Source organism: Oceanobacillus neutriphilus, from assembly GCF_014645515.1.
Lineage (GTDB): Bacteria > Bacillota > Bacilli > Bacillales > Amphibacillaceae > Oceanobacillus > Oceanobacillus neutriphilus.
Window position 1 is genome coordinate 67,944 of record NZ_BMLW01000012.1, and the last position, 23,171, is coordinate 91,114.

The 23,171-nt window shown below is 38.5% G+C and carries 22 protein-coding genes and 2 other annotated features; of the genes, 12 read left to right on the top strand and 10 right to left on the bottom strand.

The window, feature by feature from the left end; genetic code table 11:
* Window positions 1–204: 204 nt before the first annotated feature.
* The 4 genes from IEX29_RS18815 to IEX29_RS18830 all read right to left on the bottom strand — a co-directional run bounded on the left by IEX29_RS18815 (window position 205) and on the right by IEX29_RS18830 (window position 5,335).
* Window positions 205–1,359, bottom strand: a complete 1,155-nt coding sequence (locus IEX29_RS18815; RefSeq protein ID WP_188736173.1) for an acetoin utilization protein AcuC — start codon at window positions 1,357–1,359, stop codon at window positions 205–207.
* Window positions 1,356–2,003 carry an acetoin utilization AcuB family protein gene (locus IEX29_RS18820; protein ID WP_188736175.1) on the bottom strand — a complete coding sequence of 216 codons (648 nt, stop codon included), beginning with the start codon at window positions 2,001–2,003 and terminating at the stop codon, window positions 1,356–1,358. The genes IEX29_RS18815 and IEX29_RS18820 overlap by 4 nt, the downstream gene beginning before the upstream one ends.
* A 29-nt stretch (window positions 2,004–2,032) precedes the next feature.
* Window positions 2,033–2,665 carry a GNAT family N-acetyltransferase gene (locus IEX29_RS18825; RefSeq protein ID WP_188736177.1) on the bottom strand — a complete coding sequence of 211 codons (633 nt, stop codon included), beginning with the start codon at window positions 2,663–2,665 and terminating at the stop codon, window positions 2,033–2,035.
* Between the two features lie 168 nt (window positions 2,666–2,833).
* Window positions 2,834–5,335, bottom strand: coding sequence for a transglycosylase domain-containing protein (locus tag IEX29_RS18830; RefSeq protein ID WP_188736179.1), 2,502 nt, complete (start codon window positions 5,333–5,335; stop codon window positions 2,834–2,836).
* A 124-nt stretch (window positions 5,336–5,459) separates the two neighbouring features.
* Window positions 5,460–5,682: a binding site (T-box leader), on the top strand.
* 98 nt (window positions 5,683–5,780) lie between these two features.
* Here IEX29_RS18830 and tyrS point away from each other — a divergent pair.
* A complete protein-coding gene (gene tyrS / locus IEX29_RS18835) occupies window positions 5,781–7,058 on the top strand; it encodes a tyrosine--tRNA ligase (RefSeq protein ID WP_188736181.1) in 1,278 nt (425 codons plus the stop codon).
* Window positions 7,059–7,160: 102 nt separating this feature from the next.
* On the opposite strand, the gene fakB is transcribed toward tyrS, so the two are convergent.
* The gene (fakB, locus tag IEX29_RS18840) at window positions 7,161–8,018 is read right to left on the bottom strand and encodes a DegV family protein (protein WP_188736183.1); all 858 of its coding nucleotides are present in this window, start codon (window positions 8,016–8,018) and stop codon (window positions 7,161–7,163) included.
* 95 nt (window positions 8,019–8,113) lie between these two features.
* Here fakB and IEX29_RS18845 point away from each other — a divergent pair, with 95 nt between their 5' ends.
* Together IEX29_RS18845 and IEX29_RS18850 are read left to right on the top strand one after the other, a co-directional pair.
* Complete coding sequence (locus IEX29_RS18845; RefSeq protein ID WP_188736185.1) at window positions 8,114–8,956, top strand: YitT family protein; 843 nt, start codon at window positions 8,114–8,116, stop codon at window positions 8,954–8,956.
* A 15-nt stretch (window positions 8,957–8,971) separates the two neighbouring features.
* The gene (locus tag IEX29_RS18850; RefSeq protein ID WP_188736187.1) at window positions 8,972–9,403 is read left to right on the top strand and encodes a putative periplasmic lipoprotein; all 432 of its coding nucleotides are present in this window, start codon (window positions 8,972–8,974) and stop codon (window positions 9,401–9,403) included.
* A 157-nt stretch (window positions 9,404–9,560) separates the two neighbouring features.
* Here IEX29_RS18850 and IEX29_RS18855 read toward each other — a convergent pair whose 3' ends face one another.
* Together IEX29_RS18855 and IEX29_RS18860 are read right to left on the bottom strand one after the other, a co-directional pair.
* Window positions 9,561–9,824 carry a NifU N-terminal domain-containing protein gene (locus IEX29_RS18855; protein ID WP_188736189.1) on the bottom strand — a complete coding sequence of 88 codons (264 nt, stop codon included), beginning with the start codon at window positions 9,822–9,824 and terminating at the stop codon, window positions 9,561–9,563.
* A 406-nt stretch (window positions 9,825–10,230) separates the two neighbouring features.
* Window positions 10,231–11,115 carry a Cof-type HAD-IIB family hydrolase gene (locus tag IEX29_RS18860; RefSeq protein ID WP_188736191.1) on the bottom strand — a complete coding sequence of 295 codons (885 nt, stop codon included), beginning with the start codon at window positions 11,113–11,115 and terminating at the stop codon, window positions 10,231–10,233.
* 372 nt (window positions 11,116–11,487) lie between these two features.
* Here IEX29_RS18860 and IEX29_RS18865 point away from each other — a divergent pair, with 372 nt between their 5' ends.
* A complete protein-coding gene (locus IEX29_RS18865; RefSeq protein WP_188736192.1) occupies window positions 11,488–12,252 on the top strand; it encodes an alpha/beta fold hydrolase in 765 nt (254 codons plus the stop codon).
* Between the two features lie 228 nt (window positions 12,253–12,480).
* Complete coding sequence (locus IEX29_RS18870) at window positions 12,481–12,792, top strand: metal-sulfur cluster assembly factor (RefSeq protein ID WP_188736193.1); 312 nt, start codon at window positions 12,481–12,483, stop codon at window positions 12,790–12,792.
* Window positions 12,793–12,881: 89 nt separating this feature from the next.
* Here the strand turns inward: IEX29_RS18870 and IEX29_RS18875 are convergent, their stop codons facing one another.
* Together IEX29_RS18875 and IEX29_RS18880 are read right to left on the bottom strand one after the other, a co-directional pair.
* On the bottom strand, window positions 12,882–13,703 hold the full coding sequence (locus tag IEX29_RS18875) for an undecaprenyl-diphosphate phosphatase (protein WP_188736195.1): 822 nt from the start codon (window positions 13,701–13,703) through the stop codon (window positions 12,882–12,884).
* A gap of 289 nt (window positions 13,704–13,992) precedes the next feature.
* Entirely contained in the window at window positions 13,993–14,169 is a 177-nt protein-coding gene (locus IEX29_RS18880) for a DUF2929 family protein (protein WP_077600920.1), read from the bottom strand.
* A 1,026-nt stretch (window positions 14,170–15,195) separates the two neighbouring features.
* Here IEX29_RS18880 and IEX29_RS18885 point away from each other — a divergent pair.
* The 6 genes from IEX29_RS18885 (at window position 15,196) to IEX29_RS18910 (ending at window position 20,359) form a co-directional block, all read left to right on the top strand.
* Window positions 15,196–15,798 (top strand): NAD(P)-dependent oxidoreductase, encoded by a 603-nt coding sequence (locus tag IEX29_RS18885; protein WP_188736197.1) that lies wholly within the window; start codon window positions 15,196–15,198, stop codon window positions 15,796–15,798.
* 19 nt (window positions 15,799–15,817) lie between these two features.
* Window positions 15,818–16,774 (top strand): BMP family ABC transporter substrate-binding protein, encoded by a 957-nt coding sequence (locus tag IEX29_RS18890; protein WP_188736199.1) that lies wholly within the window; start codon window positions 15,818–15,820, stop codon window positions 16,772–16,774.
* A 135-nt stretch (window positions 16,775–16,909) separates the two neighbouring features.
* Entirely contained in the window at window positions 16,910–17,848 is a 939-nt protein-coding gene (locus IEX29_RS18895; RefSeq protein ID WP_188736201.1) for a beta-ketoacyl-ACP synthase III, read from the top strand.
* A 27-nt stretch (window positions 17,849–17,875) separates the two neighbouring features.
* Window positions 17,876–19,117: a beta-ketoacyl-ACP synthase II gene (gene fabF, locus IEX29_RS18900; protein ID WP_188736409.1), complete on the top strand. Its 1,242-nt coding sequence runs from the start codon at window positions 17,876–17,878 to the stop codon at window positions 19,115–19,117.
* A 119-nt stretch (window positions 19,118–19,236) separates the two neighbouring features.
* Window positions 19,237–19,443, top strand: coding sequence for a YuzI family membrane protein (locus IEX29_RS18905; protein ID WP_188736203.1), 207 nt, complete (start codon window positions 19,237–19,239; stop codon window positions 19,441–19,443).
* 154 nt (window positions 19,444–19,597) lie between these two features.
* Complete coding sequence (locus IEX29_RS18910) at window positions 19,598–20,359, top strand: YjbA family protein (RefSeq protein ID WP_188736204.1); 762 nt, start codon at window positions 19,598–19,600, stop codon at window positions 20,357–20,359.
* Between the two features lie 53 nt (window positions 20,360–20,412).
* On the opposite strand, the gene trpS is transcribed toward IEX29_RS18910, so the two are convergent.
* The gene (trpS, locus tag IEX29_RS18915; RefSeq protein ID WP_188736206.1) at window positions 20,413–21,402 is read right to left on the bottom strand and encodes a tryptophan--tRNA ligase; all 990 of its coding nucleotides are present in this window, start codon (window positions 21,400–21,402) and stop codon (window positions 20,413–20,415) included.
* A 162-nt stretch (window positions 21,403–21,564) separates the two neighbouring features.
* Window positions 21,565–21,739: a binding site (T-box leader), on the bottom strand.
* 191 nt (window positions 21,740–21,930) lie between these two features.
* On the opposite strand from trpS, the gene IEX29_RS18920 reads away from it, so the two are divergent.
* Window positions 21,931–23,151 (top strand): putative glycoside hydrolase, encoded by a 1,221-nt coding sequence (locus tag IEX29_RS18920; RefSeq protein ID WP_188736208.1) that lies wholly within the window; start codon window positions 21,931–21,933, stop codon window positions 23,149–23,151.
* Window positions 23,152–23,171 lie beyond the last annotated feature (20 nt).

Below are 23,171 nucleotides of genomic sequence, written 5' to 3' on the forward strand. Positions count from 1 at the left end.
GTTAGCTGAAGAGCGTGCCCCTAGGAAAGCAAAACGGTCCGCCGTAGCGGTCGCTTTAAAGCTTTACACTTTACCTTCTATCTTTGTCAATGGATATACGGAAGAAATGATCAATCCCTGTTCCTATGGATAGGAAGTTACTTTTTAATGTGCGAAAGTTGAGTAAGCAATCTATAATACTTGGCATTATAAATACTAACACTATTAAATAATAGCAGTATATTTAAGCATGTCTTCCAACAATAATTTATTTTTCTCTGTAATTTCCGCTTTTCTCGGGATATTCGGCTGAATATCAGCCCCATCCTGCCAGCTTACTGGGAGGGGGGCAGGGGATTCTTTTTGCCATTTTTCAAGCCATGTTTCGGGTAACGGTCCTTTGCAGGGCGCACCTGTTTTCATCACATTCCACACCTGTCCCCAGGCACGCGGAACAACACGCCACATATCATAACCGCCGCCGCCGACAGCTAACCATCTTCCATCGCAATACGTATCAGCGATTTCTGCGGCAATGACAGGTATTTTTTCAAATGACTTCATGGTTCCGCAAAGATGTGTTAAAGGATCGAGACAGTGGCTGTCAGCACCGTTTTGCGTCACAATAATATCCGGTTTAAAGAATGCAGCAATTTTACGTAAAGCTGTTTCATATAATTCTAAGAAAGACTCGTCCTCTGTAAATGCGTCGATAGGTAAATTAAAGCTGTAGCCATGTCCACTTTTTATCCCTCTTTCACTTACATTGCCCGTACCGGGAAAAAGATAGCGTCCAGTTTCATGGATCGAAAAGGTGCATACATTTGGATCATCATAAAAGCCCGACTGTACGCCGTCACCATGATGAGCATCTGTATCAACATAAAGGACTTTTAGATCATCCTGTTTACGTAAATATTTAATAGCAATCGCACAATCATTATAAATACAGAATCCGGAAGCTTTCCGCTGGAACCCGTGATGCAGTCCGCCGCCAATATTGGCTATTTTTTTATAATCTCCATTTAAAATTTTATCAACAGCTGTGAGAGTGCCTCCGACTAATTGGGCGGAAGCCTGATGCATATTTGAAAAAATGGGTGTATCCTCTGTTCCTAAGCCATATTCCTGTGCCCGGTCTTCTTTTAAGTCTCCATTTCCGGCTCTTTTCACTGCTTCGATATAAGACGCATCATGAAAAAGTGCAATCTCTTCATCTGCAGCAATACGCGGCGTAATTAAATCCTCCGTTATTAATGTGGTTTGTTCCTCCAGCAATTCTTTGGTAAGCAGGACCCTTTTATGATTAAAAGGATGGTCTGCTGAGAATTGATAATTTAAAAAATCTGGAGTGTAGATAAAACCGGCCTTCTTTGTCATTTTTTCGGCTCCATAATATTATTTGGCCAGAGCAGTGTATAACCAGCTTCCCGGAGATCATTAATAATAGGCATAGGATTTAATGTTTTGACACGAAAGACAAGTATTTTATAGTCTGGATCTTTATAAGGATAGAGCAATACAGAAACAATATTTACATTATGATTTCCAAAAACAGCCGCAACTCTTGGAAGCTCACCGGGTTTATCAGGTACTTTGACTTCGATGAGAGAGCTTTGTTCATGCGTTCCGGTTAGCTGGATTAATTTATAAAGCATATCTTTTTCTGTCACAACGCCAACAAGCTTATTTCGGCTGACAACCGGCAGACAGGCAATCTCTTTATCATAGAAAATATAAGCAATTTCTTCCACAAAATCCATTGGGTGAATGGTGATGACCGGGCTTGTCATAATGGTCTGGATTTCTTTGTTGAGAATGTGAAAATCACTTGTATCCAAAAATGTAGATGGACTTGCATCTCTGACATCACGATCAGAAACGATGCCAAGAATCTCCATATCGTCATCAACAATAGTAATGTGCCTAATTTTATGTTTTTCCAGCAGCTGCAGAGCTTCATTAATAGTTGCTGTTGGTGGAAGCGTTATCATATTTCTGTTCATTAATTCTTCAACCAGCATGGTAAAATCCCCCTTCAGTTATATCTCTTTTAATAATGATGTGCTCCTAAAAAACGCATTTTATCAAATAACTCAATCGATTTCTGTGGAACATTGCTTCCTATTCGGACCATTAAACAGTTAGCAGGGTGAGAGTTGATCTCAGGCTCGTCTGTAGGGGCAGGAAGCAGCCCTCCTGCAGCCATCATCTTTTCCATTACTTTACGGTAATCCCAGATACTTAATTGACTGTAATCAAGGTCCCAATGCCAATAATATTCTGTTGAAATAACAATATAATTTTCCATATACGGATCCTGCATAGATTGACGGAGCAGTGTAGATCCGACACCGCCGCCACGATATTTGCGAATAATTTCAATTGCCCCCAGCTCAATTAAATCCTCCATTTGAAATTTAGACCATCGTTCTAACGGGTCAGGGTGCAAATAAGTCACATAACCAATAATCGTATCCGTGGTCCGGGCGATTAAAATTCGTGCTTCTTTTAATTCAGAAATGTCTAAGAGAGCTTCAAATTGCTTATCAGCAGGACGAAATGCAGTTAATTCCTCATGAAAATGATATTGCTCCAGCTGTGAGCGTGAAACAGGCCCTTCAATTGTTAGCGCTCCTGCATCTGTTTCTAAAAGGATTGAATCAAATTCCTTTGTATGTTTCATTCATTCACCACCTTTACGAAATACAAAATGCTCTTACTATCTATTATACAGAAAACAGTTACTTTTTTTTAGTATTTTTTGATAATTACAGGAAATGGATTACAAAAAAACTTCAAGCTGTCAAAGAATCACTTGATAGCTTGAAGTTTTACTTGAAATATAGTTTTGTTAATCGTCCTCATCGTTTGAGCTGGATGAGGACATGCTGGCCGGAATACCTATTTTCAACCATTTATCAGTTTCGGTTCTTGGATAGAGCATTGAAAAGTCGCTCATATTATCATAGCCTTCTTCTCTCAGCCAGTCAGGGTTAAACATAATTCCATTTCCTTTACTCAATGAGCTTCCATCATCGCCTGATTTAGGAACAAGTCTGCTGCCTTTTGTTAAACTGTTATCTTTCTCGGTTGGTACGTAGCGGGAGTCAAATAAATCTGTTTTTACAAGTCCTACTTCTTCACATAAATCAGACGGAAGCTTCCCTGATACTGCACAGTAGCTTCGTTCCACGATACCGTCCGGCCGTTCAAATCGCTTCTCTGGTGTCACTAAAACCGGATCGACTTTAGCTGAAGCATTAATTAATTCTGTCCACAGCTTCATATTACGCTGACTGTATGTGAGATGATAAGGATGATCAATTGATGCCGGTTTTTCATAGCCTATCCAGGTACCGAATGTGACATTTGGGTTTGTCGCAACAAACCAGGCATCGTGATAGTCTTGAGATGTTCCGGTTTTTCCGGCCCAGTCAACATTTGTATTTTGAAGCTGGGAATTAATATAACGAGCTGTTCCATTATTAATAACATCACGCATCATATCTACAGTCAAATAAGTCGTTTGTGGAGAAAATACATCCACAGGCTCTGTTTTATGCTCGTAAAGGACATCGCCCTCAGCATTGGTAATTTTATCGATCATATAAGCATCCGCAAATTTTCCGTTATTGCCAAATGTGGAAAAGGCATTGACGTTTTCTTCTACAGATATACCATGATCCATAGCTCCAATAGATAGAGAGGGCTGGACATGATCTCCTTCTGTTAACGAAGTGATTCCCATCTTTTCTAAATATTCCGCAGCAGGGTCTTTATCAATAATTTTCATATAAGTATCTACGGCAGGAATATTATATGAGTTAGTAAGCGCAGTACGGGCAGAAACAAGCCCATAATTGCCGCCTCCATAGTTTTTTAAATCATAGGTACCATTCGCAAATGATCGCGGATAGTCAGCTATAGAAGTGGCCGGTTGAATAATGCCTTCCTCCATCGCTGGTGCATAGTCAAGTAAAGGCTTAATAGTACTGCCGATGGAACGTTTTGTATCAGTAGCAAAATTCACCTGATGTTCTTCATCAAAACCGCGTCCGCCTACAAAAGAAAGAATTTTACCGGAATTATTTTCAACCATGATAGCTCCAGCCTGGATTGGCTGTGTCACTTCATATTCTTCTCCATCACTGTTTGTAGCAGTGTAGGTTTGGGCATAACCGTAGTCAGAATAATTTTTTGCGACTTCTTCCATGGCATCATACATTTCCTTGTTAATCGTTGTATGAATTTGATAACCTCCGTCACGCATTTCTTTTTCTGTGCGCTCTGCGTACTCTTTCCTTAAATCATCATCTTCTGCCAGATCTTCCTCTGTAACTCCATCTTCTTCCATCAATAATCCCCTAATAATTTCCTTCGCCCGTTTTTCCACTTCATATGTGACGTAAGGATATCGATCTGTGGAAGAAGGGACGGAATCAATAAAATCACCGGCAATATCATAATTTGCAGCTTCTTCCAGTTCTTCATCTGTTATATAGTCCATATCCTGCATACGGTTTAGTACCGTTTTCATACGATTAATCCCAGGCTGTAAATCTTCCTCTGATTTCAGTTCACCTTCAGCTGTAAAAGGTGTGTAAGAGGAAGGACCCTGTGGAAGACCTGCCAGGTAAGCTGCCTGCGGAAGAGTCAGCTCGGAAGCATCGACACCAAAAATACCTTTGGATGCAGTTTGTATACCTGCAATATTACGACCGGATGAATTTCTTCCATAAGGGATAATATTTAAATAAGCTTCTATGATTTCATCTTTTGTAAAATAATTTTCCAGCCGCATTGCTAATAATATTTCCTTGGCCTTTCGATCAAATGATACTTCATCCGTCAAAATTTGATTCTTAATAAGCTGCTGCGTGAGTGTACTTCCTCCTGTCTGTACAGAGGAGTTTAGAAATTCCTGCGCCGTTGCTCTTAAGATAGCTTTTGGCACAACACCCTCATGCTCGGGAAAATACTCATCCTCTGTTGCAATAACAGCATCAACCAATGTGGGCGAGATATTTTCAAGCTTTACTTCTTCACGATATAAATCACTTCTGATATCTCCTAAGTAAACATCATTTGCAAAATAAATACTGGACGTCTCAGAATAATTGTAAATATCCTCTGCCATCGATGCTTCACTTCTCAGCGGTTCATCATGGACCAGTGATGCAAAGTATCCAAGTCCGATTCCACCGACGAAAATCCCGCCGATGACACCAATAATCATGACAAATAATACAATATTCCAAACAACGTCATATGTAATTCTTGATGCCTGCTGGAGAATACCTTTTTTCCACCAGTTCTTTATAGTATTAAAAAAACGTTGCAGGTTTTCTTTCATAATCTACATTAGACCTCCTAATTCTACATTTATTATAACATAGAGAAAATGGAGTTTGGTAGTAAGACGATAAGAAATAGTTGCATAGAAATGTTATTTATGCTATGAATAGTATCATATAAATTATGAAGCATTGAAGGATCGGAGTAGCGTTGTGAATCCCTGTATCAGAGAACTGACGGTTGGTGCAAGTCAGCATACATTCACATGCGAATTACAATCTGGAGCATTTCTTCTTACTGGCTGTTTGTCGATAAGAAGAACGGTGTAAAACATCGTTAACAAACCTTAAGTGGCTGTATAATACAGCAACAAGGGTGGTACCGCGAATCCAACTCGTCCCTTTCTTTTATGAGAGGAGACGGGTTTTTTTATTTTCTCTCTTTAAAAAGTGGATTTAACAGCAGGAGTTGCAGGTGAAACAAAAAATCAAGGAGGAAGAATCATGAACATTTTACAAGACTTAGAAAACAGAGGATTAATTAATCAAGTTACTGATCGGGACGGATTACAAAAGCATCTCGAAAATAATCAGGTAACACTATACTGTGGATTTGACCCGACAGCAGACAGCCTGCATATTGGCCACCTGGTTCCTTTAACGATGCTGCGCAGATTTCAGCGGGCAGGACATAAACCGATTGCTTTAGTCGGTGGCGGGACAGGGATGATCGGGGATCCAAGCGGACGGTCAAGTGAACGCAGCTTGAATACGGAAGAGGTTGTTTTTGGATTTACAGAAAGTATTCAAAATCAAATTGCTAAAATAGTTGATATGGATGATAAATCAAATGACAATCAGGTTATTTCCCGTAATAACCATGACTGGTTAGGAAATATGACAATCATTGATTTTCTTCGTGGGGCAGGGAAGCATTTTGGCATCAATTACATGCTGTCAAAGGATTCCGTTTCAGCAAGGCTTGCACAAGGTATTACGTTTACTGAGTTCAGTTACATGATTCTGCAGTCTTTAGACTTTTTAAGACTGTATGAAGAAGAAAATTGTACACTGCAAATTGGCGGAAGTGATCAATGGGGTAATATTACTGCCGGACTGGAGCTTATCCGCCGCTCCAGAGAAAATCAAGGTGAAACAGCAGAAGTATATGGTTTAACAGTACCTCTTATTACAACCGCAGATGGAGTGAAATTTGGGAAAACTGCTGGCAATGCAATTTGGCTGGACCCTGAAAAAACATCACCATATGAATTTTACCAGTTTTGGATTAATGTAGATGACCGTGATGTTATCCGTTTTATTAAATACTTTACCTTCCTGACTGATAAAGAAATTGCGGAATTGGAAAAAGAGGTGGAAAGTCAGCCGGAAAAACGTGTTGCTCAGCGGCGTCTGGCTGAGGAAATGACTAAGAGTATACATGATGAAGCTGCGCTGGTTCAGGCTCAAAGAATTTCTGAAGCATTATTCAGCGGAGATATAAAGCAGCTGAATGTTGCAGAAGTAGAACAGGCGTTTAAGGATGTTCCTAATCACGATGTTTTGAAGGAGCCGGTTGGTCTGATTGACTTATTAGTGAATGCTTCTATTTCTTCATCCAAGCGGCAGGCAAGAGAAGATGTTAAAAACGGAGCTATCTACATTAATGGAGATCGTGTACAGGAGTTGGATTACACTGTAGATGAACCGGATCGATTAGGAGATGCCTTCACAGTTATTCGCAGAGGAAAGAAAAAATACTTCTTAATTCGTTTTCAATAAAAATACTGTTTAAAAAAGTAAATGAAAAAATAGATTTGACGCTATTTTATCGTCAAATCTATTTTTTCATCCAATATATGATGTACAAGCAAGAATATATTATTACTTATTGCAGAAGAATAAGGCCAGGGTTCCTGGACCAGAATGTGCACCAATCACAGATCCAACCATTTCAATAATGATATTTTCTCCTTTTACACTAAACTTGTCCTGTATCAATTTTGAAAGCTCCTGTGCACGAGGCAGGTCATCACCATGGCTGATTCCGATGATTTGGTTTTCTAAGTTATTGCCTCGCTTGTCCATTACCTCAATCATTCGCTTAAGTACTTTCTTCGTTCCGCGAATTTTTTCTAAAGGAATGAGTTTTCCACCTTCAACATGCAGAAGGGGCTTGATATTTAATAAGCCGCCGACTAATGCCGCGGTCTTGCTCACACGTCCGCCGCGATATAAATACTCTAAATTATCTACAGTAAATATATGCTCCATACGTCCAGCATTTTTATCAGTTTGCGCAATAAGTTCATCAAAAGAGATATTCTGCCGGGCCATTTTTGCAGCTTCTAATACTACTAAGCCAAGTCCCAGTGATGCACATTTGGAATCAATAATATGTAGCTGTGCTTCTGGGTAGTCTTCTTTGATTTCTTGTTCAACAATCTTTGCAGCTTGGTAGGTTCCTGATAATTCTGATGAAAAGGCGATATAAAGCAAAGGTTTTTCGGCTTTAGCATAGGAAGTAAAAATTTCTTTAAACTGATTGACAGATGCCTGGGATGTTTTTGGAGTCTGGCCTTCCCGCATAGCATCATAGATTGTCTTGGGACTAATATCGATACTGTCCCGGTAGTCTTTTTCGTTTAGATGAACAGTTAATGGTATCATTTCAATATTATATTCGTTATAATAATGTTCGGATAAATCGCATGCGCTGTCAGCTAGAATGGTGATTGACATTTTAATCACATCCATTTCTCTAAAATGTGTTTTGTATATCAAGTTTACGTTTAATTGAATGTTTAGTCAAAAAATTTAATAAAGGAGGCTGTTTTGTGTTTTATATTGAAGCAAAAAGGATAATTATTGTTATAGTCGGTGCATTATTAAATGCTATTTCTTTAAACTTTTTCCTTATTGGGGCAAATGTTTATGCAAGTGGATTTACAGGAGCAGCCCAGCTATTATCCAGTATTTTTAATGATTTCTTAGGCGTTAGCCTGTCCACAGGTGTTTTACTGGCCCTTTTAAATATACCGGTTCTTATTTTAGGCTGGATAAAGGTTGGAAAGGGATTTACGATTTATAGTGTTATATCCGTATTTTTCTCAACTTTGTTTTTAGAAATATTGCCGCTGGTTTCTATTTCTAATGATATTATATTAAACGCTGTTTTTGGCGGCGTTATTGCAGGTATTGGTGTTGGTATAACATTAAAAGCCGGAGCTTCTACCGGTGGCATGGACATTGTTGCAATGATATTATCCCGTCTGAAAGATAAACCGATCGGAACCTATTTTTTAATTATGAATTCCTTAATTATTATTATAGCCGGTATAATGTACGAGCCTGAAAATGCTTTGTACACGATGCTGACTCTTTATGTAACCACCCGTGTCATTGATACAATTCATACCCGTTATGAGAAGGTTACGGCGATGATTGTTACAAAGAAAACAGATGAGCTTCAGAAAGCTATACACGATAAGATGATAAGAGGAATTACGATTTTACCTGCAAAGGGAGCATATACAAAAACAGATAAAAGTCTTATGTACCTTGTTATTACAAGATATGAATTGTATGATTTAGAAAGAATAATTAATGAAGTAGATCCGGAGGCATTTACAAACATTGTAGAAACTGCCGGAATTTATGGGTTCTTTAGAAAAGATTAAAAAGGTGTGTATGGTATGAAACGTTGGTATGTTGTTATTGCCGCGGCGGTGCTGTTAGCAGGCTGTGGGAATAGAGAAGAGGAAGTTATCGAACCGGCTGGTCCTGAAGACAGTGTTGAAACAGAGAATCAGACAACGGATGCAGTGACATTTCAGGAAATTGATGTTACAGCAGAAGGGGAACAATTCCATATTATTGGTCAGGTGAAGACTTCGGCAGATGTTTTTTTCTATAGAATTGAGCAGGATGGAGAAGTTATTCAAGAGGAAGAAAGTGTCAGGCTTGAAGGAGAGGATCCAGAGGCCTTTCGAAGCTTTGGAATCATGGAGACTTTTTCAGGTGATATATTAGAGCATGAGGAGCCGCCAATTGTTATTATGTATGGAAAAAATAAAGATAATAAAGAAATTAACGCAAACTTTGTACCAATAGATACAGAACAGTAGTCTATAGAATACATATTTGCTTGAGATAAGGAGCCCAAATGATTAGACAATCCTTTAGAAATTGTAGATCAATTGGGCTTTCTTTCAGTAAACAACAACTTGCAGCTTAAAATTAATGAGTAAAAAAAGAAGAGGCAGGATAGTTCCCGGCCTCTTTTTAATAACCAAATTTCACAAATAATTCTTCTACCTTTGGGTTAATATTTTCCCAGTCCGCGTCGAAATGTTTGTTAACTGTAATAAAATTTTGATAACCAAATACATTATCAACGTCTTCAAGTTTCATTAATTCATTTAATATTTCATGTTCACTGACATCGCCGGGCATAACAGAAATACTGCTTGTCCCAGAAAAAATAACCTTATCCGATGTATATTTCATTGCGTTTGGATTCGGTGTGGGGGAAATATGTACTGCCATGTGAGTACCTCCTCATGTAATTGTTCATAAGTTCATATTAACAGAAAATCCATAAGAGATAAAGAAAGGAAGGCTGCCTATATTTTGAATGGCAGCCTTCCTTATAAAAAATGATTATATAATAATTTTTTTCATTGATATATTCTTATGCTAAAGATATAATTATCTAGCTCCGAGCGCCAAACTTTAGAGATTTCACGTCACACCCTACGATAAAGAAGACTTAGTGATTGGCAAGCCGTCAGGCGTAGACAGAGCTAAAGTTGGGACTGCGATTACTCGCCCCATCAAAACCGCCGCACTTATGCCCTGGGGTGAAAGTCAACATCGGTTTAAAGTAAAGGAAGGTCGACTAAAAGCAGGCTGAAGCCTAACGTCGACATACCCCTAAAGGGGCATGTTTCCTTTATCTCAGTTGTGCCGCTCCAATCTCTACGTTTTTAAACGGGCGCTCTCCGCTTTTCGTTTTTTCAAGATTTAAATATTTCTCTAAAAATACGCTGATGCCATCTTCTTCATTGGTTAAGGTTTGATGCTTGGAAACAGAGACGAGTTCATCAATGGCGTTTCCCATCGAAACCCCGACGCCTGCGTAATCTATCATCTCTAAATCATTATCCTCATCACCAAAAGCAATAATATTTTCCCGGGAGATATTATATTCATCAGCAATACGCTTGAGGCCAACCGCTTTATTCATTCCTTTTTTGATGATTTCAATGATATTCCATGGTGCTCCCCATTTACGGTGCTCAATGACTTCGGCATGGTAATCATTTAAATGATCCCTCAGCTCTTCTACCTGTGAAACATCCGGATGAATTAGAACAGACGTAGGATCATGTTGTAATTTTGATTTAATGTCCCCAATAATATAAGGAGATTCCTCAGGAAAGCCTTTAAAGATAGTCATAATATCTTCACTGTATTGGTCTAAATAAACCTGGTCCTGTACTTCTGCTAATATATTTTTTACTTCGATAGCGTTGGAAATGTCAATAATCCGATGGGCAGTGGTCAGGGGCATCGGTGTGTGAATACCTTTCCAGCTGGTATCCAAAGGATGGTGTACAAGCGCTCCATTGAAATTTACCATGGGCGTTTTTAATTGGAGTTCCTGATAGTACTGAATACTGGCGCGGCCGGGTCTTCCTGTGGCAATTACAACAATGTGGCCGGCTTCTATCGCTTGAAATACAGCCTGTTTATTTCTTACACTTATCTTCTTATCATCTGTCAATAACGTACCGTCTAAATCGAGTGCGATTAAGTGTCTGTTTTTATTTTCCATTCTGTCACCTCTCATTATGATTTGACCGCAGTGTAACTGGCTGTATGACTCCCCGCTTCAAGAATAGAGAAGGAATGAAAATTCTTAGCGGGAGATCTAGCAGCCAGTAACGGCCCGATTCGTTCGGGCCTACAGGATGTAGGTCACAAAGGCGGTGCGACACGACGTCGCGAACTTAGCCTTTGTTCCTTACGTCATTCATTAGGGGATGAAAAGAATCCCCAATGAATGGAGTTTCACTTTATGTTACCATGATTTGAAAATATGTAAAGTAAAGAAAAGTTAAATAAAAGCTGCTTTATTTGCGAAAGATATTACAAAAACTTTACAATAGAAGTAGTATGTTGATAAGTGAAAGGAAGCGTGTCAAAGATGATAGGAATTTATCGGGAACCAATCGGGGAGATATCTTGTTTACATGTTATTGATCAGAAGTTTGTGGGAGAAGAGCGACCGGTCGTCGTTTATTTTCATGGTTTTACTAGTGCTAAAGAACAGAATCTGCCGATAGCTTATATGCTTGCAGAGAAGGGTTTTCGTGTGCTTTTGCCAGATGCACTTCATCATGGCGAGAGAAGCAGCGGATTATCTGATAATGAACGGCAATTGGCTTTCTTTGAAATTGTACTAAAAAATATTAGTGAACTGGATATCATTCGCCAATACTTAATGAAAAATAAGTTTTTAAAGGAAAATAGACTCGGAGTGGCCGGAACTAGCATGGGAGGTATCACTACAAGCGCTGCACTCGTAAAATATCCATGGGTGAATACAGCAGCTGTGATGATGGGGACACCTAAATTACAAGAATACGCTAAACAATTACTGTATTATGTTGAGAAGAATGGCCAGTCTCCATTTACAAAAGAAGAATTAGATGATTTATTTAAACAGCTGGCTGAAATTGATTTATCTTTCCACATGGAATCTCTTCATGAGCGGCCATTAATGTTCTGGCATGGTGAAAAGGATAAGGTAGTTCCATTTGAGCATTCCAGCTCCTTTTATCAAACTGTAAAACCGTTATATAAAAATGCAGATCATCTTCAATTTATTGGGGAAAAGGACAGAGAGCATAAGGTAAGTATCCCGGCAATGCAGCATGCAGCAGACTGGTTTGAAAGGTATTTAATGTGAAATGATTCTATTAACTTTAAGAAAAGCCAAGAAAACTACTTAATCTTTAAAACACAGATGTTCTTGCTAAGGATAGGTTCGCTGCGGCGGTTTTCAATGGGGCGAATAATCGTATTCCCAGCCCCGATTCCAGGAAGTCACTTTCCTCGGAAGAAAACAGCATTAGCATACTTTTTGAACACGTACTGAAATTATGGTTTAATAGCAATAGGGAAAGGAGGATGACATATGGATGAAGCAATGAAAGAGAATCTAATGGGTGCATTAGAGAATGTTATTGATCCAGAACTAGGTATTGATATTGTCAATCTCGGTTTAATATATGATGTGGATTTGGAAGATGAGGGTTTATGTGTAGTTACGATGACATTGACTGCAATGGGCTGCCCGTTATCTGCGCATATTGAAGCAGATATCAAGCATGCTTTATCAGACATTCCAGAAGTAAAAGAAACAAAAGTAAATATTGTTTGGAATCCGCCTTGGGGTAAAGAGAACATGTCCCGTTATGCGAAAATTGCCTTAGGAATTCCGGATTGACAAAAAAGAAGCTGTTTTATTGCTGCAAAATATAACGAAGGCATCCGCAATTTTTAATTTTTCATGCGGATGCCTTCGTTTATTAAGTATTATAAGAAAATCAATACCAGGATACCAACGGCCACACAGTAGTATGCAAAATACTCCAGTTTTCCATGGCGCATAATATTCATAAACCATTTTAGAGCAAAATAGGTGGCTATAAAAGCAGCAATAAATGCTACCAGGTAAGGTGCCCATAAATAACTCATCGACGGGTCTTTGGCGATTTCAGGAATTTCAAGAATACCAGTTCCAAGGCTTACCGGAATATAAAGCAGGAAAGAAAATCGTAAAGCTGTTTCCTTCTTCATTCCAACAAGCATGGATGCTACAATAGTTGCTCCAGATCTGCTTATTCCCGGTGTTACAGCAATAGATTGAACGAGTCCGACAATAATGGCATCTTTTGTTGATAAATCACCATCCTGTTTACGTCCACGCAGATTCCGGATAACCCAGAGAGAAAGTGCTGTAATTAATAATGTGATTCCAACTACGTTTGTACCGCTCAATGCCTCGCCCAGTGCATCACCAAATAATACGCCGATAACTCCTACCGGTATGGTGGCAATAACGAGATAAACAACAAACATAAAGTCGCTTTTTACGGTTTTATCCCCTTTAAATAAGAACTTCCACGTATTAACAATTAGACGTACAATATCTTCGCGGTAAATCAGCATAACCGCCAAAAGGGAAGCGAAGTTTACAAAGATTTCAAAAGAAAGCCCTCTAGCCTCAATATTGAACAGTTCTCTGACAATGATTAAGTGCCCGCTGGAGGATACCGGAATTGGCTCGGTAACGCCCTGAACAACACCAAGAATAAGATACTGAATCAGTGTCCATAAATTACTTAAAGCATCCATTTTTTATACCTTCCTTTATTTTTTCTATGATTGTACTGTTATTTTTAAAAGTGAACAATGGGGTACAATCAATTTATAAAATGCCAGAAGCTTGCCTTTTATCTCTATAATATATTAGAGATATCAACTTTAGAGCTGGCATCCTCACATTTCAATTCAGAAGCATGTCCTTTTATGTAAATATGCTATAAAATACAAATATAGAACTTTTATTTAACAACTAAGCTTCATAAATGTTTTTAGAAATATAGAAACCCCCTGTCGCATATATTTAGACAAGGGGTTTTACTTACTCGGTATCCTCTTTTAGAACAAAACCGGCTAAGGCAAAAACAGCTAATACAAAGATGCCTGCTAAAATAAGTGCATCACGTATAACAAACGGTTCTGCACCCATGCTTGTCAGTACATAAGAGACTGCTAAAGAAATTACAACAGCCCAAAAAATAGTCATAATGTAACGCATAAGTCCACCTCACTTTACTAACTTGTCTAAGACACATCATAAATATTATTTTAACATGAAAAGCCTTTCGTTGCTTTAAACATTCAAAAAAATTCATGAAAAATTAATAAATCAACTTTCGCATCTGAGAATAAGCATCTATACCTTCCTATTCCAGAATGAACATGTTCTTCATTATCCTGCTTGCATGTTGTCAAATCATCCTTCTACGGAAATGGAGATTGTGTATAGCGCCGCTCCGCCCAACCACTACGCTTTCCATGGGGGCGGCTTCAGCTAACTTGAAAAGAAAACCGCTTTTCAAGTGGATCTTCAACTCGCCCTGTTCCCATAGGAGTCTTCGTGGTTGGTCTGCGCTCAGTTAGGCTTTCACAGCGTATGAAAGAAATCATATCCTGATGGAGTTGGATGAAATAATTGTTTTTTACTTGATAAAAAGATCATTGTAGTGTTTCAAATGGTTGAATTGACAATTTAAATGATGACACAGCATGGGATAGTAACTATCAGGAATAGCTTTTATACACAGAAAGTAATCGCGACGGGACATTTTTACATGCATCACGAAAAAGGTGTTCTTTACTGATCTAATTTCTATTGGATCAGTTGTATTAAACAATATAGAACCCCCTTCTAGCGGAGGCGGACCGTTTTGACTCCTGAGGGATTAGCACCATCTGAAGATCCACTTTTGCCAAGTGCTCTTCTTGGAAAAAGTTAGCTGAAGAGCGTGCCCCTAGGAAAGCAAAACGGTCCGCCGCAGCGGTGGCCTGACATGTTACCTTCTTTCTGGATAGAGTTTTTGCTCTGTCAAGAGATAGATGATACATGGAAGGAACGATCAACACCTGTTTCTATGATAAGCAAGTTATTTTTTAGGTGCGAAAGTTGAGTAATAATATAATCTGGATTTTTTTAGAATTAAACAGTTATAGATGTGTGCATAAAAATTCACGCTGTCTCTATTGGATTGTGTGCAAAAAGGAGACCAATTAGAAGCCTATCACTATAAAGGAGTGTTTTTCCATGCGTATATTAGTTACTCCCCATAATCATTGGGTTGGATACCATGTTGTGACAAGATTATTGGATAAAGGCTGCCAGATTGAAGGCATCCGGGATCCAAGAATTGATACCGGACTGGAGGATTTTTTTGGCAGGAACAGTAATTTTCAGGAAATAGATCAGGCAGCAAGCCATTATGACCTTGCTATTGTCATTGATGATTCAGAGACAAAAAATATAAAGGAAAGTGCTGAAAAAATATTTCACATTCAAACAGATACCAGCCTGAAAATTGTACCGGATAATATGAATACATCAGTGATTTCAGTGCCTTATCTTATTGGAGAAGGCATGGAGATAAATGAGACTGGATTAGTTATGGATGGCAGACTTATTCCTTACACAGATAAAGATTGGGAGAACAATGCTATTTATATTACAGACTTTTTAAATGTATTGATACAATGGATAAAAATGACCCATTTGCCTAAATTAATTGAAGTTACTTCAGTTAACAATAACTTAACAAACACAAAAGTTGAAAAAAAACAGGTTCTGCTGGAAAATAGAAATATAAACGAAGCAATAAAAACAATAAAAGCATTTAATAAGCGATTTCTGTAAGAGAATGGGTGTGCTATGAGTGAAATATATCTACTATTCAATAATCCTTCTATTCATAATTTGCACGCTGCCAGCTTGTTCCTATTTTGAGACAGGTGAAATACAAAACGTCGGTTTTATAACGGATGCAGAAATAGATAATAATCCTTGGACAGAACAAGGATACCAAGCGATGCAGGAGATAGGCGATAAGTACGATATCGATGTGTTTTATGAAGAGAATATAGAAACAATGCATCAGGTGCAGCAAGCTGTCGACGAATTTGTAAATGATGGTGTTAATTTAATTTATGGACACAGCAATATTTACGGAGAGTATTTTATGACGTTGGCAGAGAGTTATCCTGATGTTCATTTTGTGTATGTAAATGGGGGAGAATCACGGGAAAATGTCACTTCTATTAATTTTAATGCACATGCAATGGGATTTTTCGCAGGAATGGTTGCCGGCCATATGACGAGCAGTAATGATATAGGCATTATTGCTGCCTATGTCTGGCAACCTGAGATAGAGGGATTCTTTGAAGGAGTAAAATATGTAAACAAAGAGGCGGATATAAAATTTGATTATATAAATGATTGGAATAATGTTGATCTTGCTCTGGAAAAGTACACTGAAATGAAGCAGCAGGGAGTAGATATTTTCTACCCGATCGGAGATGCTTTTAGTGAAAGCATAATAAAAAAGGCAGAAAATGATGGTCTTTTTGCAATTGGTTATATGATGGATCAGATGGAGGTTGCTCCTGACGCTGTTTTGACCAGTACCATTCAACATATTGGCGAATTGTATAAATCAGTAGCAGATGAATTTAATAAACAAGACCTGGAAGGGAAAATTTACACCTATGATTTTAAAGATGGTTATATTTCCCTTGGTGAGATTCATTCCTCTGTCCCTGGATATGTAAAAATGCAGGTAGAAGAAGATATCGAAGAATATATTGAAACAGGTCTATTGCCAAATGAATATTAACAAAGCGATTGGATAGTGCGGGTTCATGGGGGAAGCTGAAATTGTAACTTGCTATCCAATTCATTTTGTCTTAAAATTAGTACCAAGTCATAATGTTTGATAGTGATGTTATATAAAGAAGGGGAGCGCGGTTAGATGAGTATCGGTATTTTAGGGACCGGCCATTATTTACCTACAAATGTAGTTACAAATAATGATTTAGAGAAAATTGTTGATACCAACGACGAATGGATTCGAACCAGAACAGGAATCCTTGAAAGAAGGTTAGCTACAGACGATATTGATACTTCCGATATGGCGTATCATGCATCCATAGAAGCTTTAAAAGAAGCTGATGTAAAAGCAGCGGATATTGATTTAATCCTGGTAGCAACAGTTACCCCGGATACAGCTTTTCCGTCGATTGCTTGTCTGATTCAAGATAGATTGGGAGCTGTAAACGCAGCTGCGATGGATATTGGCGCAGCCTGTGCCGGATTTATGTATGGTGTTATTACGGCAAATCAATTTATCGCTGCAGGTACGTACAAAAACGTGCTCGTTGTCGGGACTGAAAAGCTATCTAAAATTACAGACTGGACAGACCGCTCCACATGCGTTTTATTTGGGGACGGTGCCGGAGCTGCAGTAATTGGTGAGGTATCTGAAGGGAAAGGCATACTTTCTTTTGAACTTGGCGCAAATGGTGCCGGCGGCAAAGAACTTTACTTAAATAAAGAAGACCATATAATAATGAATGGAAGAGAAGTTTTTAAATTTGCGGTGAGACAGATGCCTGAGTCTACAATAAATGTTGTTGAAAAAATAGGGCTGTCCCGTGATGATGTTGATTATCTTGTTCCACATCAGGCAAATATTCGAATCATGGAAGCAGCAAGAGAACGATTAGGAATTTCCGAGGATAAAATGGCGAAATCCATTGAACGTTTTGGAAATAATTCTTCCGCTTCGATTCCTATGGCTTTATCTGAAGCAGTAAAAGAGGGTAAAATAAAAGATAATGATTTAGTAGTATTAGTAGGATTTGGAGGAGGCTTAACCTGGGGAGCGGTTGCTATGCGCTGGGGCAGGTAAGTCTCATCTAGTAAAAGGAGGATATAAATTGTGGGAAAAAGAGTCGTAATAACTGGGCTGGGGGCAGTAACTCCTGTCGGCAATGATGTTTCTACGATGTGGGAAAGCATCATTCACGGGAAGTCTGGTATTGATTTTGTAACAAAGGTGGATAAAGAATTATTCACAGCTAAAGCAGCTGCAGAAGTGAAGGATTTCGACCCTGCTGCGTATATGGAGAAGAAAGATGCACGTAAGATGGATCCATTTACGCAATACGCTGTAGCGGCTGCAAAAATGGCAGTGGAAGACGCAAATCTGGAAATTACTGATGAAAATGCAGACCGTATTGGTGTCTGGATTGGATCCGGCATTGGCGGTATGAAGACCTGGGAGGACCAGCATTCCAAGTTTTTGGAAAAGGGTGCTAAACGTGTCAGCCCATTTTTCGTGCCAATGATGATTCCTGATATGGCTGCAGGACAAGTATCCATTCAATTAGGCGCCAAAGGAATTAACGCTTGTACCGTAACTGCCTGCTCTTCTGGTGCGAATTCTATTGGAGATGCCTTCAAAGTAATTCAACGCGGAGATGCCGATGCAATGATTACTGGCGGTACAGAAGCACCAATCAGCGATATGGCATTTGCAGGATTTACTTCTGCAAAAGCACTAAGCACGACAGAAGATCCGAAGAAAGCAAGCCGCCCATTTGATAAAGAAAGAAATGGTTTTGTAATGGGTGAAGGATCAGGTATTCTTATTTTAGAATCACTTGAATCTGCCAAGGCACGCGGTGCCAGGATTTATGCAGAAATTGTTGGCTATGGAGCAACAGGGGATGCGTATCATATAACTGCACCGGCGGAAAACGGAGAAGGTGCTGCCCGTGCCATGCAGCATGCTATTGATGATGCAAAATTGAATTCTGAGGATATTGATTATCTGAATGCACATGGTACAAGTACGAACTTAAATGATAAATATGAGACGGAGGCAATTAAAACGGTCTTTGGTGAAAAAGCTTCCAGCTTAGCAATTTCTTCAACCAAATCAATGACTGGTCACCTATTGGGAGCGGCAGGAGCTATTGAAGCGATTATTTCCATTAAAGCAATTGTCGATGGAATTGTTCCTCCAACGATCAATTATGAATATCCAGATCCTGAATGTGATTTAGATTATGTACCAAATGAAGCCAGAAAACAGGAAGTTAATGCAGTAATAAGTAACTCCCTAGGTTTCGGCGGACATAATGTAGCACTTGTCTTTAAAAAATATGAAGCATAATGATAAGAAGCTTATCTCTAAAAAGAGATAGGCTTTTTTTAGATTTTATAAAACCTCGTATTTTTCGGTGGACAAGCACATAGAATGACAGTAAATGGACAAGCAAGTGAGGCGAAACTATGGGGTCTTTCTTTTTATTTTTAGTCGGGTTTGGAATGACAGTTACAGGCAGTGTTACGATCATAGCATATTTCAATTTTCTCCCCGCCGGATTAACCTGGGCAGACTATTTTATTTTTATAGCTGGAAGACCGGAGTGCTATTTTTTTCCTTTAGGATTACTGCTTTTATTGATTTCACTCCGTCATTTTAACATAGAAAAATAAGGGATTTCGCATAAAAATATGGGAGATGGTCATAATGTATTTTAACCTTCATGTTCAAAAGGAAGTAATAGACGTCACAGTATGACCAAAGGTTTGAACATACTCCTCTTTTGAACTAAGAGATATTAAATGGAAGATAAGGTGGGGTTAGGAAATGTTATATTTACATGATGCTTGGGTAAATTGGTTTGAAGGGGAAGAGAACGGATATAATGTATGCCCCTTCCATGAATGGAGGAAGTCTGATTCAATTGAATTGTTAGACCAAGTTCCACTGCTGTACATATCGAGTGAGCTTTTCGAATACATTGAAAACGATATTCGCGAACTCCCAAAGGATTTACTCGATAGTATTTACAAAAGGGCCACAATACGAAAAGGTCAAAAAAGAACGGTATTAGAATATGCTGCTGTGGTAACAGACGGTGCGGAAATACTTGCTTTTGATACGGCGGGATATTATATTCCTGTAAGAAAAAGCAGGTTAATTCCCAGACAGGAACAATTGGTGTATAGCATGATTGAAAAAGCAGAGCAAAAATCGTATACATTTAAAAATGAGAATTATCAAAAGGATTATCATATGCTGTCTATGCCGCCATCCTTTATTCATGGGCTGACAAGAAGAGAACGCCAGCTTAAGCAGCTTTTAATGATTGGATTAGATCAATTAAAGACAACGAATAATAAACAAGAGCTGAGATACTGGCTTACGGAATGGGATCCCAAAAAATACCCTTCTATCAAATATATGGATGAACAGGAAGTTTGGGAGGCACTGTATAACGGATTGAAGGATGGATGGAGCTCAGCACATGAAGAGCTTTGCAGAAAACTAATCCGCGGACAGGCTTTCCTGGAAAAAATGTGGGAGTCTGAAATGGAGTCTGAAGAAAATACATCTAAGCAAAATTAAAAAAACCCAAGGAAACGGGCAAATTCAGTTTCCTTGGGTTTTATTCAATACTTTTATTTTCTAACCCTGCCAAGCCCTACAGCCTTCTTGGCTTTTTTTAACGTCTTTCCAGCTGTAAATGAAGCTTTTTCAGCTCCTTTATCAAGAATAAGGTCAAGCTCTTCAGAGTCGATTAAATCTTTATATCTATCCTGAATTGGCTTTAAAACACTGATAACAGCGTCTGCTACACCTTGTTTAAAGTCTCCGTAGCCTTTACCTGCATATTTTTCTTCGAGTCTCTCGATAGACTCTCCTGTACATACAGAATGAATCGTTAATAAATTGGAGACACCTGGTTTATTTTCCTTATCAAATTTTACGACACCTTCTGAATCCGTTACAGCACTTTTTATTTTCTTCTCGATTTGTTTCGGCTCATCAAGCATAGAAATAAAGCCCTTCTGGTTCGTATCGGATTTGCTCATTTTTTTTGTAGGTTCCTGTAAAGACATAATACGGGCACCGACTTTAGGGATACGGATTTCTGGAATAGTGAAGATATCGTTAAAGCGGTGATTGAAGCGCTGTGCTAAATTACGAGTCAGCTCTAAGTGCTGCTTTTGATCATCTCCTACAGGAACGACATTGGTATTATATAGTAAGATATCAGCAGCCATCAGTGTAGGATAGGTCAATAAAGCGGAAGAGACTGCTTCCTGTCCTTTTGACTTGTCTTTGTATTGTGTCATTCTTTCCAGCTCACCGACATAGTTAATCGATTGTAAAATCCAAGCCAGCTGTGTGTGCTCTGAAACTTCTGATTGGACAAAAAGTGTTACTTTATTTGAATCAATCCCCGAAGCTAAGTAAAGAGCAGCTAATGATTTAATGTTCTTTCTTAAAGCTAACCGGTCTTGTGGAACTGTTATTGCATGCTCATCAACAATACAGAAATAACAATCATATTCATCCTGTAATTCGACAAATTGTTGAAGGGCACCTAAATAGTTGCCTAAAGTTAATGTACCGCTGGGTTGAATTCCTGAAAAAATAGTTTGCAATGTCTTCACCTCATTCATTTATTTAAAAGCAGAAAAGATATTTGTTATTCATGCTTCAGATGACTGGAGCATTATTCAAAGAAGCAGTAGCCTTTACTTAATAGAAGCTGGGGTTGGTTGAAGTATTTCCCAGGCAATAAAAAAAGCCCACTCATTCCCAAAAATAGGGACGAATGAACCGCGTTGCCACCCTGATTATTCTATAAATAGAATCACTTCATTGTTAAAATAAAGCTCCAAAGCCCAATTCCATCTAACCTTGATACTTGTTTGCAGCACCACAAGCTCTCTAAAAATCAGCGGGAAAGATGTACTATAACTTCTTCAATGCTTCTAATATTAAATTAAGTTCATTATAAATTTATTTTTGACAAATTGCAAGCAGTCTATGCAAGTATTTGGAAAATGACAAAATATAAGGTCTTATTTTAAAATAAAACTTTTTTCCGCTTTTTTCGAGTTTTCCTTTTAAAAAATACTACCATTCCTTTATACTATAATAAAATACATATGTAGGAGATTGATTGGATGAGGAAATGGAAGAGCCTGTTAGTTAGTTTTGCTGTTGCCGGTGCGGCATTTACTGGGCTGGGACAAGCAAATGTAGTTCATGCAGAGGATGGTGCGGATGTTGAAGCAAAATCGCATAAAGAGCGAACGACCGGTTTAACGGAAATTGATCTGTCTCAGCGGTTTAGCCGCTTTATCATTACATCTGATTATAACTTTACATATCCGGATGCAGTACGGGGAATCTATGTAACTGGAAATTCTGCCGGCGGAGAAAAGATGGAAAGTTTAATAGATTTGGTATCTTCAACTGATTTAAATTCAATGGTAATTGATGTGAAAGAGGATTACGGACATATCACTTTCGCTCCTGAAGAAGGATCGGTATATGAAGATATAGGAACAACATTTATTTCTGATCCTGATGCAATGATGGAACGTTTGGAACAGGAAGAGATTTATCCCATTGCGCGTATTGTTGTTTTTAAAGATAATATTTTAGCTGAAGCCCGCCCGGATCTATCCTATAAAGAAAACGGGGAAGTATGGAAGAATCCAAAAGGAGATGCTTTTGTCAATCCATTTGAAAAAGAAGTCTGGGAATATAATGTAGAAATTGCCAAAATGGCAGCGGAAATGGGCTTTAAAGAAATCCAGTTTGATTATGTCCGATTCCCGGAAGGCTTTGAAGAAAGAGATGAAGAATTGGAATATTCCATGGGAGATTATGCAGATTTGGATATGGATAATACTCAAAAGCGTGTCGAAGCAGTGACAGATTTTGTTGATTATGCCCATGAAGAACTAAGCGATTACGATGTGGATGTATCCGTAGATATTTTCGGGTATGCTGCAACAATTGAAGAAACACCGGGAATTGGTCAAAACTTCTCGAAAATCTCAGAGAACGTGGATATTATTTCATCTATGATTTATCCAAGCCATTGGGGTTCTTACTTTGGAATTTCCAACCCGGATGAAGAACCGTATAATATAGTTAATGAATACTCGAAGGTAGAGAATGAAGTATTAGGTGCTTTAGATGATCCGCCTGTATCTCGTCCATGGCTGCAGGATTTCAGTGCCCCATGGCTATACAGCGGACCGACATTTCAGTATGGTAAAGAAGAAGTAGAAGCGCAAATTAAAGCACTATATGATAATGACATTGAAGAATATTTATTATGGAACGCAGGTAATAATTATACAGAGAACGTAGATTATTTAATTGGTAAATAATAAAAGGCTGCAGAGAACGC